A 13,499-nucleotide genomic window follows, 5' to 3' on the forward strand; every position below is an offset into this window, starting at 1 on the left:
CGAACATGAATATCCACAAATATCTCCTTGGTAATCATAAATTCCCCGTACAAAAATGTACGGATAATACCAAGTGGCTCAGTTTTCTATGATCGTTAGTGGATCAGTTTTACATGATCAGTGACAATTCATATTATATGATTATAATCAATCGGTTATGTTTATGTTATATTTGTGGGCGTAGGTAGTTTTCTACTAATTACTTGAAATTATTTCAATTTGCCCTGAAAGACTCGACAAGTGTTACAACATTCGCTAGATTATTTAGCATTCTAGAAGTCTAAACGTATAAATGTATAAAAGGGGATGAATGATGCCAATTCGTTTACCAGATGAGTTGCCAGCGGTAAATTTCTTACGAGAAGAGAATGTTTTTGTCATGACAACGACGAGAGCAAGCTTGCAGGAGATCCGTCCCTTGAAAGTATTGATACTTAATTTGATGCCTAAAAAAATTGAGACTGAAAACCAATTTTTACGTTTGTTATCTAATACTCCGTTACAAGTTGATATTCAGCTCTTGAGAATTGATCAACGTGAATCCAAAAATACGCCAACGGAACATTTAAATACGTTTTATTGTGATTTTGAAGATATCAAACAGCAAAACTTTGACGGATTAATTGTTACAGGTGCCCCTTTGGGATTGGTTGAATTCAATGATGTGGCTTATTGGCAGCAAATAGAAAAAGTGATTCATTGGGCGAAAGAGCATGTTACTTCAACGTTATTTGTTTGTTGGGCTGTACAGGCTGCTCTTAAGGTTCTTTATGATCTACCAAAGTGGACACGTGAAGAGAAGCTATCAGGGATCTATCAGCACGAAACATTAGAACCTTTTGCTCTATTAACCAGAGGGTTCGATGCTACATTTTATGCACCACACTCTCGTTATGCTGATTTTCCAGAAGAGCTGATTCGTAAGCACACGGATTTAGATATATTAGCGAGCTCTCAAGAAGCTGGCGCATATTTATTTGCTTCTAAAGATAAGCGACTGGCATTTGTAACGGGTCATCCTGAATATGATGGTGACACTTTAGCACAAGAATATTATCGTGATGTTAATGCAGGAATTTCACCAAATATTCCATGTAATTATTTTAGAGACAATAATCCGGAAAACCCTCCCATTATTAGTTGGAGAAGTCATGGTCACTTACTTTTTTCAAATTGGTTAAATTATTTTGTGTACCAGATCACACCATTCGATCTTTCTCACATGCAACCTACATTAGATTAAATTAAAAATTAATAACTAATAAACTTATATTATTTGGACTTAATATTCAGAAAGTCACGTATTTATAGATATAAAAATTAATATTTTATAGTGGATAGACATAAAAGCAGCCTAAAAATGGCTGCTTTTTTGTTTTTCAATATAAATTGACCAAAATTGGTTTCTTATACAACACATTGATTTAACGTATATTTAACATTTTTTTAGGTTTAAAAGGAATTGATGGTCATAATTTATTTTTAATTAAATTTCTTTAAAAACAAACATATATGGTTATTTTTTATTAAAATGGAAACCGTTTTTGATTTATTTTTATTTTGAGTTAATCTTAATTCTATCGGCAGATAAGAATGAGGATTGACCTATGGAGCAGCAGTTATCAACATCGACCTTAACATTTATCAATAGCTTTAATCAGCAGGATAGCAGGGTGTTAACAGCTGAAGCTATTGCCTTTCTTTCTGAATTAGTAGAGAAGTTCGCAGCTCAAAGAGAATCACTATTACAAGAGCGCCTAGTCAGACAGAAAAAAATTGATTCGGGTATTCTTCCTGATTTTATTTCAGAAACTCATTCCATTAAAAATGACAATTGGAAGATTCAAAATATACCTGAGGATTTACAAGATCGTCGTGTTGAGATCACTGGGCCTGTTGAACGAAAAATGGTGATAAATGCACTTAATGCAAATGTTAAAGTTTTTATGGCCGATTTCGAAGACTCGCTTTCTCCATCTTGGGATAAGTTGATCGATGGTCAAATAAATTTAAGTGATGCTATACGAGGAGATATTTCGTATACCAATGAAAACGGCAAAGTCTACCAACTCAAGTCAGATCCTGCGGTTTTAATTGCTCGAGTAAGGGGTCTACATTTAGATGAGAAGCATGTTCTATTTGAAGGCAAGCCTATCCCCGGTGGATTATTTGACTTTGCTCTCTACTTTTTTCACAACTACGCCACCTTATTAGAGAAAGGTAGTGGTCCTTATTTTTATATACCTAAACTTGAATCTTGGCAGGAAGCTAAGTGGTGGAGCGATGTATTTAGTACCGCAGAAGACACTATGGGTCTACCACGTGGAACGATTAAAGCAACCGTTTTGATAGAAACATTGCCGGCTGTTTTTCAAATGGATGAGATTTTGTATTACATGCGCCACCATATCGTTGGACTAAATTGTGGCCGTTGGGATTATATTTTTAGTTATATTAAAACGTTAAAAGAGCATTCAGATAAGGTTCTACCTGACCGGCAGGTCGTGACGATGACCCAATCATTCTTAAGTGCATACTCTCGCTTGTTGATCAAAACATGTCATCGTAGGGGAGCTTTCGCTATGGGGGGAATGTCTGCGTTTATTCCAAGTAAAGACGAAGAAGAGAATAAAGCGATATTAGCTAAGGTTAAGGCGGATAAAGAGCTTGAGGCGAGTAATGGTCATGATGGCTCATGGGTAGCTCACCCAGGGCTGGCTGATACTGTAATGAATGTATTTAATCAAGCATTTGGTAGTCATAAAAATCAGCTGCATGTTTTACGTGAAACGGATCCAGAAATTAGTGCTCAAGAGCTATTACAGCCTTGTGAAGGAGAAAGAACTGAAGAAGGCATGCGAGCGAATATTCGAGTGGCCGTTCAGTATATCGAAGCATGGATTTCAGGTAATGGTTGTGTCCCTATTTATGGGCTAATGGAAGATGCTGCAACAGCTGAGATTTCTCGTACTTCTATTTGGCAGTGGATACGTCATGGTAAATCGCTTTCAAATGGTGAAAAGGTTACTAAGGCACTTTTTGAAGAGATGCTAGATGAGGAACTGCAAGTGATTCAAAAAGAGCTTGGTGATCAACGCTTCCAGAATGGGCGTTTTCGTGAAGCCGCGGATTTAATGCGAAGGATCACTACACAAGATGAGTTAATTGAATTTTTAACCATTCCTGGTTATCAACTTATTGATTAATAGAACATAAAAACATCCGAATTACCCTACATTATAAGGAATATTAACATGACGATATCACGCGCAGAGCAGATAACCCAATTAGAAAATGAATGGAAAAAAGCACGTTGGAAAGGGATATCTCGTCCTTATAGCGCTGAAGAAGTGGTGAAGCTGCGTGGGTCAGTGAATCCTGAACATACTTTAGCGACTAAAGGTGCGCTGCGATTATGGGATCAACTGCATGGCAATTCTAAGAAAGGTTATGTGAATGCACTCGGTGCATTAACGGGTGGTCAAGCGTTGCAGCAAGCGAAAGCAGGTATTGAAGCGATCTATCTTTCAGGCTGGCAAGTTGCTGCTGATGCGAATACCGCATCAAGTATGTATCCTGATCAATCATTGTACCCTGTTGATTCTGTGCCATCAGTGGTGAAAAAGATTAATAATACTTTTCGTCGAGCAGATCAGATCCAGTGGGCGAATGGTATTGGTCCTGAAAACAAAGAGTATATCGATTTCTTTTTGCCCATTGTGGCTGATGCGGAAGCTGGGTTTGGCGGCGTACTCAATGCGTTCGAATTGATGAAAGGCATGATTGAGGCGGGTGCCGCCGCAGTACACTTTGAAGATCAATTAGCCGCAGTTAAAAAATGTGGTCATATGGGAGGGAAGGTACTGGTTCCTACACAAGAAGCGGTGCAAAAATTGGTTGCTGCACGTTTAGCTGCTGATGTTTCTGGGGTGCCTACGATCCTCATCGCGAGAACGGATGCGGACGCGGCAGATCTATTAACATCTGATTGTGACCCTTATGATGCGGACTTCATTACGGGCGAAAGAACTAATGAAGGTTTTTTCAGAACTAATGCGGGAATTGAGCAAGCAATCAGTCGTGGATTAGCATACGCTCCTTATGCTGATTTAGTATGGTGTGAAACATCGAAGCCTGATTTAGAAGCGGCTCGACAGTTTGCCGAAGCTATTCATGAACAATATCCAGGTAAATTATTGGCTTATAATTGCTCTCCTTCATTTAACTGGAAGAAAAACTTGGATGACGCAACAATTGCCCGTTTCCAAGATGAACTTTCGGCAATGGGGTATCGCTTCCAATTCATTACACTCGCGGGTATTCACAGTATGTGGTTTAACATGTTTGATTTGGCACACGCTTATGCTCAAGGCGAAGGAATGAAGCATTACGTTGAGAAAGTGCAAGAACGTGAGTTTGCTGCAATTAAGCAAGGCTATACTTTCTCTTCGCATCAGCAAGAAGTCGGGACAGGCTACTTCGATAAAGTCACGACAGTGATCCAAGGTGGAGCATCATCGGTTACGGCACTAACAGGCTCAACGGAAGAAGAGCAGTTCTAATTAAGCCAAGTATGCTTTTCTTTTGTTCATAGATATTTGTTTATTTTATTGGCACTTTCGAGTGCCATTTTTTATCGGGAGCCGCTATGACATTATCGATTGAGCAGATCATCTCACAAACTATCTTGCAGGGCTTCGATGCTCAATATGGTCGTTTCTTAGAAATTACTTTAGAGGCGCAAGAGCGATTTGAACGAGCAGATTGGCATGCAGTCCAAGATGCGATGAAACAAAGGATCAAGCTTTATGATCATCATGTAGGGCTGGTAGTTGCTCAACTGCAATTTATGGGATTAACTCAATCATTAACACCTGAAAAGATATCAAAAATCAAACATGTTTTTACCGAATTACTACCGGGCTATCCTCGTTTCGAAATTGCAGAAAGCTTTTTTAATTCAGTTTATTGCCGCTTATTTAAGCATCGTGAATTAACTCAGGAAAATCTATTTATTTTCACTTCGCAGCCTGCGCGTCGTTTCAGCGAATTACCGAGACGATTGACCAAGGAATACCATGTTAATACTTGTTTATCTGAGGTGCTGATAAGGATCCTGAGTGCGTTACCTTTACGGTTAAAATGGCACTGTTTATCTGATGATGTGCAATCTATTGTTGACGTATTAACGCAGCGATTTCCTAATATTACTCATGAAACTGTATCATTACATATTGTTGATGAGCTGTTTTATCGTAATAAAGCCGCTTGGTTAGTGGGAAAGTTAGTTATTAATAATGAGATCCATCCATTTTTATTGCCCATTCACCGTAATGTGCAGGGTGAGATTTACGTGGATGCTTGTTTAACGGGGTTTGATGAGGCGAGTATTGTTTTTGGTTTTGCTCGTTCTTACTTCATGGTTTATGCTCCATTTCCTGCTGCTTTAGTTTTTTGGCTACGGGATATTTTACCAAGTAAATCAATAGCTGAATTATATATGGCGATTGGTTGCCAAAAACATGGCAAGACCGAATACTATCGTGAATATCTGGCTTTTATTAATTTTTCTCGTGAACAATTTACCATTGCTCCAGGGGTAAAGGGCATGGTGATGTTAGTATTCACTTCCCCTTCGTTTGATCGTGTTTTTAAGTTAATTAAAGATAAATTTGCGCCACAAAAAGAAGTCACTCGGGAGCGTGTACAAGAGTGCTATCGCATAGTTAAGGAACATGATCGAGTCGGTCGTATGGCTGATACACAGGAGTTTGAAAACTTTATTATTGATAAGCGTTTTATCAGTGATGAATTAATGGAGGAATTATTAAAAGAAGCGCCTTCATTGATTGAAGATTTAGGTGACAAAATACTTATTCGTCATTTGTATATGGAACGAAAAATGACGCCACTGAATATTTATATGGATGATGCAAATGAAGTTCAGTTATGCCATGTCATTGATGAGTATGGTCAAGCAATAAAACAACTTGCTGCTGCGAATATTTTTCCTGGTGATATGTTGTTTAAAAACTTCGGGGTAACACGTCATGGTCGTGTGATCTTTTATGATTACGATGAGATTTGTTATATGAGCGAAGTTAATTTTCGACAAATTCCAGAACCTATGTATCCCGAGCAGGAGCTATCGAGCGAACCTTGGTATAGCGTGGGGGAAAATGATGTTTTCCCGGAGGAATTTCCTCAATTTCTATGTCAAGATCCTAAAATACGTAGTTATCTACAACAGAAGCATGCGGATCTGTTTACAGCGCAATATTGGCAAGGATTACAAGAAAGAATTCGAAACGGTCATATTGAAGATGTTTACGCATACCATGAAGAGCTGCGTTTTAATCATACTCAAGAAATGATAACCAGCACATAATGCGGGATGATTTATGGTTGAGACTGTTGGTGAAGCGGGATGGAACGGGGGTTCCCGCTTCATATTATTAGCAGAAAATCGAATCGCAATTATGCGAGTTTTGCACCGCTAACAGCTTGTTTTGCAAGTTCGGTGATACGTTGATAATCACCTGCTTCTAAAGCATCTTCAGGGACTAGCCACGAGCCGCCAATACATAGCACACTATTTAACGCTAAATAATCACGATAGTTTGCTGGGGAGATACCACCTGTAGGGCAGAATTTTACTTGTGGGAAGGGGCCTACTATGGCTTTTAGAGCTTTAACTCCACCATTAGCTTCTGCTGGAAAGAACTTAAATTCGGTTAGTCCGTAATTCATCCCTAACATTAATTCAGAGACAGTTGAAACGCCAGGGATCAATGGAATAGTGCCTTTGGTTGCTGCACTGAGTAACTCTTCAGTAAGGCCTGGGCTGATAGCGAACTGGGCTCCTGCTTCAGTGACAGCAGCAAGTTGTTGCGCATTGATAACCGTTCCTGCACCGACAATGGCTTCTGGCACTTCATTGGCAATCAGACGGATTGCTGCAACGGCACACTCTGTTCTTAATGTCACTTCAAGGACTTTCACGCCACCTTTTACTAAGGCTTTTGCGAGAGGAACAGCTTGCTCAAGTTTATGAATGACAATAACAGGAACGACAGGACCGGCATTGAGTACATCTACAGCAGCGAGTTTCCAATTATGCATAATATTTACCTAATTCATTGAAATAAATCAAAAGTTAATGCTACAAGCGCCTTCTTCGGCACCTGAAAAATTGCTTCTGAGAGCACCAAATAATTCACGCCCACAGCCTGAATGCTCAGAACTCAAATCAGGTTGATAGGCTTGGCGGCTAGTGAGTTCTTTTTCATCAACGAGTAGCGTTAATTCACCCGTTAAGCCGTTCACTCGGATCAGGTCACCATCTTGGACTTTGGCTAGCAGCCCATTATTATAAGCTTCAGGTGTGACATGGATCGCCGCGGGAACTTTGCCAGAAGCTCCGGATAATCGACCGTCGGTAACAAGTGCTACTTTATAGCCTCTATCCATTAATACACCCAATGGTGGCATGAGCTTATGTAGCTCTGGCATGCCATTAGCTGAAGGGCCTTGAAAGCGAATGACAATAACACAGTCTTTATCTAACGCTCCAGATTCAAAAATCGGTAAAATATCGTGCTGATTGTTAAATACAACAGCCGGTGCTTCGATCAGTTGATTATCTTCAGGTATGGCCGATGTTTTCATTACTGCTCTGCCTAAATTACCCGCTAAAACCTTAGTGCCTCCATGCCGAGAGAAAGGCTGATTAATATCGGCGATCACATGTTGGTCAAATGAATTTTTGGCCCCCTCGCGCCATTCTAAAAGGCCATTATTTAGCCATGGTTCCATGGTATAGCGCGTGAGGCCATTACCAGCAACAGTATGTACGTCTTCATGTAATAAACCTTTAGATAATAGCTGGCGGATCAGTAGCGCAACACCACCTGCGGCTTGGAATTGGTTTATATCGGCTTGCCCATTTGGATAGATACGGCAAATTAGTGGAATAATGGCTGATAGCTCTGAAAAATCATCCCAATTAATGATAATGCCTGCTGCCCGCGCAATAGAAACAAGGTGCATGGTTAGGTTTGTTGAGCCACCTGTGGCGAGTAATGCAATAATTCCATTTACTATCACTTTCTCGTCGACAAGCTTCCCAATAGGCAAATAATTACCTGACTGCTCTGTTAAACGAGTGATTTGGCGGGCCGCTGCATCAGTTAATGCATCACGCAAAGGAGAATCGGGTTGTATGAAGGAAGCGCCGGGTAAATGAAGCCCCATGACTTCCATCACCATTTGATTCGAATTTGCGGTACCATAGAAGGTACAAGTACCAATACCATGGTAAGAGGCGGCTTCTGCTTCTAATAATGCATTTCGATCAACTTTTCCTTCGACGTAGAGCTGGCGAATACGGACTTTTTCTTTATTAGGTAACCCTGTTGCCATTGGGCCTGCGGGAACAAAAATAGCAGGAAGATGACCAAAGGAAAGGGCTCCCATCAGGAGGCCAGGAACAATTTTATCGCAAATACCAAGGTATAAAGCGCCGTCAAACATATTGTGTGATAACCCGATCGCTGTAGACATTGCAATGACATCACGACTGAGTAAAGAGAGCTCCATGCCATCTTGCCCTTGGGTAACGCCATCGCACATGGCTGGGACTCCTGCTGCCACTTGGCCAATTGCACCTGCTGCAAGTAGTGCTTGTTTTAAGCGCTCGGGGTAATTGTCATAAGGACGGTGTGCTGACAGCATATCATTATAAGAGTTAATAATTGCGATATCAGAGCGTGTCATGCTTTTAAGGATCTTTTTGTCTTCAGGTTGGCAAGCTGCAAATCCATGAGCAAGATTACCGCAGGCTAGCTCGGCCCGATGCACAGTACTGCTTCGAGCTTGTTCAATTTTGTTAAGATAGTGTATTCGTGTATTTTTTGAGCGTTCAATAATTCGCTCCGTAATACGCATGATTTCAGGATGAACGGCAAGAGTAGATTTCTCTATCGGACTAGAATTGCTCATGATTGCTGACCTCATTATAGCGATTTTTGGCGACTAACTTGGGTTCTATCGGGCATATCGCGTAAAAATCTTTTCGTCATTCACGTTATGTTACCGGTAACATTGTTTATTGAAATAGCGGTAGTTGCAATGGTTGATAGATAAATTTCGAACTATCTGTGATCTGAATCAAAATTATTCAGGGGAAGACTATAAACAAGGGGCTTGTTTGCTGTGACGAGTTATTATCTTGAATAAATTGTGTTATCTATCTGTTGTTAGAAGTCAATAATACAATAGTGATCGAGTAGGTAGATATCACTATCAATTTTAATGGGAATTTCATGTTAAAACGATTAATGGCAGTGGCTTTATTGTTTATTTCATCAATGAGTTGTGCTGTATCGGTAGTGTTGGAACCGGGGTCACTTTTTATTCTGAATAATATTCAGCGGGATACAGTAGGGTTAACCCCCGAGCTGCGAGTCAAAGTGATAACAGAAAAGTTGCTCGGTACACCGTATAACAACCATACATTAAATTCTCAAGCTACAGCAGAAGAGAAGTTAGTTGTGAATTTAAAATCAATGGATTGTATGACTTTTATTGAATATACAGAGGCTTTCAAACGTTCTGATGACTATGATGATTTTATTCAGAACCTAGAAAAAATCCGTTATTCAGAAAATGGTATTTCATATGTGACCCGCCGGCATTTCTTTACTGATTGGCTACAGCAAGCAGATAGTTCTATCTCTGACGTTACACAACAGATTAGCTCGAACTCAATTCTAGTAAATAAAACACTTAATCGAAAAAATAATGGTCAATTACTCATACAAGATCTGCCTATAACGAATCGATTAATTAGATATATTCCAACTGAACATATTGATAATTCTGTTTTAGGGGCGATAAAAACTGGTGATTATATTGGTGTTTATTCGAGCAAACCTGAATTAGATGTGAGTCATGTAGGAATTGCTATTCGCCAAGGTGAGAAGGTTTATTTTAGAAATGCATCTTCAATAAAGCGAGTTTTAAAAGTGAGTGATGTAGATTTAAAGCAATACTTACAAGGAAAAACAGGGATAGTCGTACTGAGATCACAATTTGGTCAATGAGACTAAACGATGATAATTGTTTAATTCTAACATTACATATTATTTAAGTTGCCGTTTATATTGGTATTTTGACTTTTTCGCTGTCCTAAGTATGATCTGTATCATATTATTGATACCAGTACTCTTCTCATGAAAAATAAATATATTGTTTTAAGTGTCTAACTATTTCTATAACGATTTAAAATGTAAGTTATTATGAATGTGTTAAGTGAAAATAATTAATTATAAAAATAGTTATTTTATTTAATAAAATAAAAAGTTATTTAAAAGCAATGAATTACTATTAATCAATTAAAAATTAATAATTATATTATCCTCTTGATAAGTTTAAGCTATCGATTTTTAACCATTTAATTGTCGTTAACTATTTCTAATAGAAATTTGACGTTCTATAATAGAACATATAAAAAAATAATATTTATTTCCTGTTCTAGGGGAGGGATATGGCTATCACAAAAAGGAAAAACGTATATGCCTTATTAGGGCATCATTTACGTAAAGCAAGAATGCAAAAAGGGTTATCTGGTAATGAATTAGCAGATATTATTAATTTAAGTCAACAACAGATATCTCGCTATGAACGAGGTATTAATAAACTAAGTTTAGATAAGCTTATAGAAATTGTTGTTTTTTTAGATATTGATGTAGGAGATATCGTTAAAGTTATTCTAACAGAGGTTGAGCATGAAAAACGAATCGCCTATTCAGTAATAAAATAAGGAGTTTTACCTATTTCATATAATTTATATCTTAAATACATATGGGTAACTGATATGGATTTATTAGTTACCCTCAAAAATAATAAGAAACTTTAATAATATCAATAGAATTTTTTATTTATTTTTATGCGTAATTGGTGTGTTTTCAATAATATATTTTTATATTAATTCTAGGTGGTTTATCTTTTAATGCACTTTTTACTATGAGGTATTATTTTTTATCACCAAGAGGAATCTAAAAATATCGAATAATGGATAAATAAGAAGCCTCGCCTTTCTAACCTGTCTAAAGTCTGCAAACCTTTTCTGGTGATTTTTACAACTAAAAGGATTAAATAAAAGTCTAAAAAATGGATTTTTGTATTTATTAATTGGGCTTATTATTATTAACTTGGTTAAGTATTATCGTGTGAATGTTGCCCTACCAATTCGATTAAAGAGTGTCTCACTCATGTGATGCTACGCTGAGAAGTTTTGCCTCATTCTCTAGGTGGGGGGACTTGCCGTCTTACCTAAATGGTTCCAGTATGAATAAAAATTCATCTTCAGAGGCATTGTGAGTAAAAACAGATAGGAAATGATGGGGTAAAGCTAATTTAAATGTTATGAAAAAATAAGATTGATATTGAATTATTAACTACATTTATTGATAAATTTAATATTTTTTAGATTAACTCACATTTTAAATGCCATTTCGTTGGGGTTTTGTGTATTTTTTGTAATCAAATAAAGAGGTACAATAGAAAATATATGGGTTAAGTACAGCATAAAAGGATTTTGAATGATACGTAATTTATTGCTTTTATTAGTATTTATAATAACGGGTTGCTCAACACTCTCTTCTCGAACTGGCTACTATGTTGATACCAGTCATCCATCACAAAATAGTAACCAAAGAATACAATATGTGATAATACATTATACGGTTTCTGACGATGAGTACTCCCTCCACTTGCTAACTAAAGGCAAAGTCAGCTCACACTATTTAATCCCGAGTCAGCCTACACAGGCACATAACCTCCCCGTAATATTGCAACTTGTGCCCGAAGCATTGAGAGCATGGCATGCAGGGGATAGCCGTTGGCGATACCATAGTAGTTTAAATGATAGTTCAATTGGTATTGAAATAGTGAATGCCGGATTTAAGGTGGATCAGAATGGTAACAGGGTATGGGCACCATTTAATCCATCGCAGATTTCTGCATTAATTCCTCTAGTTAAAGATATTATGCAGCGTTATAACATTCCGCCTGAAAATATTATTGGTCATAGTGACATTGCGCCATTACGTAAAGAAGATCCGGGTAGGGCTTTCCCTTGGGAGGCATTGTCAAAACAAGGTATTGGTGCTTGGCCTGATGCAAAAACGGTTGCGAACTATTTATCTAATCGGTCAGTGAATGAGCCAAGTAATATTTTATTATTACAAAAGGCACTTAGGTTTTATGGTTATGCAGATATTCCTCTGTCAGGTGAATTAGATACCGCGACACAAAAAACGATCAGCGCGTTTCAAATGCATTTTCGACCACGTAATATTGATGGATTGGCGGACGCAGAAACAGAGGCGATTGCTTTAGCATTGATTGAAAAGTATCGTGATATGCCTAAATTTTTATCGTTAAATCAGCTTGAATATCTACAAGGTTCACAAGAAGGGGATTGATGATATTAAGCATTTAGGTATGTGACATGTCACATACCTTTGACTTTCAGCTGCGTACTCAGATCTCAATTAACGGATCGCTCCATATTCACGGCTGATCTCTTTAGCGGCTTTGATCACCATTGCCCCAAGCTCTGTCACACGATCATCTGTGATGCGAGATAATGGGCCTGAAATAGAAATAGCTGCAAATGCTTCTTTATGTTCATCATAAATGCATGCTCCGATACATCTCAGGCCCAGTGCATGCTCTTCATCATCATAGGAAAAGCCTTGTTTTTTTGCTTGTTGTAAATTTTCTTTTAATGCTGATGGCGTAGTTAGAGTATAAGGCGTGTAGGCATGAAGCCCTTTCTTACTAAGTAATGGGATCAGTTGATCTTCTGGTAAGGTAGCGATAAATGCTTTACCTGCTCCTGAAGCATGTAATGGCAATTTACCACCGATAGGCGCTGACATACGCATTAACGCATTACATTGCACTTGGTCAACAATCACTGCATCGAATTCAGTATGATCCAAGATAGCTAGATTGACTGTCTCTCCAGATTCATCCATTAAACGGCGCAAAATAGGGTGAACTAATGCAAGTAAATTACGGCTTTCAAGAAAGCTACTACCAATGATAAATGCGTTAGATGCGATTACCCATAGCCCCAGATCACCAGTTTGGCGCACAAACCCATGCTGTTCTAAGGTCATCAGTAGGCGATGGGTGGTTGAGTTGGGTAAGCCTGCTTGCAGCGCAAGATCAGTAAGAGCAATACCGCCTGTTGATTCAGAAATATATTCCAAAAGTGTTAGTCCACGACTTAATGACTGGACTTGACCTGCTGCTGGCGCGCCACTTGCGGGTCCTTTTGCCTTCTTTATTTTTTTACTAATTGATGAAGTCGCCATTAAGTCTCTCCTGACTGGAATTAATTTTTGTTTCTATTATGGATGATCTCACCCCAAAATACTCATCGGATCAGTGAAAAATTAGATCTGAGACAACCTGAAAAACTCTCA

Annotated in this window: 10 protein-coding genes; 7 read left to right on the plus strand and 3 right to left on the minus strand. The window is 38.4% G+C overall.

What is annotated here, in order from left to right:
- Positions 1-313 precede the first annotated feature (313 nt).
- The 4 genes from metA to aceK all read left to right on the plus strand — a co-directional run bounded on the left by metA (position 314) and on the right by aceK (position 6,388).
- Entirely contained in the window at positions 314-1,243 is a 930-nt protein-coding gene (gene metA, locus SC428_RS13220; RefSeq protein WP_318708190.1) for a homoserine O-acetyltransferase MetA, read from the plus strand.
- A 364-nt stretch (positions 1,244-1,607) separates the two neighbouring features.
- Positions 1,608-3,206 carry a malate synthase A gene (gene aceB / locus SC428_RS13225; protein WP_283126814.1) on the plus strand — a complete coding sequence of 533 codons (1,599 nt, stop codon included), beginning with the start codon at positions 1,608-1,610 and terminating at the stop codon, positions 3,204-3,206.
- A 48-nt stretch (positions 3,207-3,254) separates the two neighbouring features.
- Entirely contained in the window at positions 3,255-4,562 is a 1,308-nt protein-coding gene (gene aceA / locus SC428_RS13230) for an isocitrate lyase (RefSeq protein WP_070925811.1), read from the plus strand.
- An 86-nt stretch (positions 4,563-4,648) separates the two neighbouring features.
- Entirely contained in the window at positions 4,649-6,388 is a 1,740-nt protein-coding gene (gene aceK, locus SC428_RS13235) for a bifunctional isocitrate dehydrogenase kinase/phosphatase (protein ID WP_070925809.1), read from the plus strand.
- Positions 6,389-6,477: 89 nt separating this feature from the next.
- Here the strand turns inward: aceK and SC428_RS13240 are convergent, their stop codons facing one another.
- Both SC428_RS13240 and edd read right to left on the minus strand, forming a co-directional pair.
- The gene (locus tag SC428_RS13240) at positions 6,478-7,122 is read right to left on the minus strand and encodes a bifunctional 4-hydroxy-2-oxoglutarate aldolase/2-dehydro-3-deoxy-phosphogluconate aldolase (RefSeq protein ID WP_070925807.1); all 645 of its coding nucleotides are present in this window, start codon (positions 7,120-7,122) and stop codon (positions 6,478-6,480) included.
- Positions 7,123-7,149: 27 nt separating this feature from the next.
- On the minus strand, positions 7,150-9,000 hold the full coding sequence (gene edd / locus SC428_RS13245; protein ID WP_318707979.1) for a phosphogluconate dehydratase: 1,851 nt from the start codon (positions 8,998-9,000) through the stop codon (positions 7,150-7,152).
- 323 nt (positions 9,001-9,323) lie between these two features.
- Here edd and SC428_RS13250 point away from each other — a divergent pair, with 323 nt between their 5' ends.
- The 3 genes from SC428_RS13250 to SC428_RS13260 all read left to right on the plus strand — a co-directional run bounded on the left by SC428_RS13250 (position 9,324) and on the right by SC428_RS13260 (position 12,488).
- Positions 9,324-10,103, plus strand: coding sequence for an N-acetylmuramoyl-L-alanine amidase-like domain-containing protein (locus SC428_RS13250; RefSeq protein ID WP_318707981.1), 780 nt, complete (start codon positions 9,324-9,326; stop codon positions 10,101-10,103).
- A 443-nt stretch (positions 10,104-10,546) separates the two neighbouring features.
- On the plus strand, positions 10,547-10,822 hold the full coding sequence (locus SC428_RS13255; protein ID WP_081335866.1) for a helix-turn-helix domain-containing protein: 276 nt from the start codon (positions 10,547-10,549) through the stop codon (positions 10,820-10,822).
- 781 nt (positions 10,823-11,603) lie between these two features.
- On the plus strand, positions 11,604-12,488 hold the full coding sequence (locus tag SC428_RS13260; RefSeq protein WP_272581345.1) for an N-acetylmuramoyl-L-alanine amidase: 885 nt from the start codon (positions 11,604-11,606) through the stop codon (positions 12,486-12,488).
- Positions 12,489-12,557: 69 nt separating this feature from the next.
- Here SC428_RS13260 and iclR read toward each other — a convergent pair whose 3' ends face one another.
- The gene (iclR, locus tag SC428_RS13265; RefSeq protein WP_070925799.1) at positions 12,558-13,388 is read right to left on the minus strand and encodes a glyoxylate bypass operon transcriptional repressor IclR; all 831 of its coding nucleotides are present in this window, start codon (positions 13,386-13,388) and stop codon (positions 12,558-12,560) included.
- Positions 13,389-13,499: the final 111 nt, after the last annotated feature.

It is taken from the genome of Providencia sp. 2023EL-00965, from assembly GCF_033550225.1.
Taxonomy (GTDB): domain Bacteria; phylum Pseudomonadota; class Gammaproteobacteria; order Enterobacterales; family Enterobacteriaceae; genus Providencia; species Providencia manganoxydans.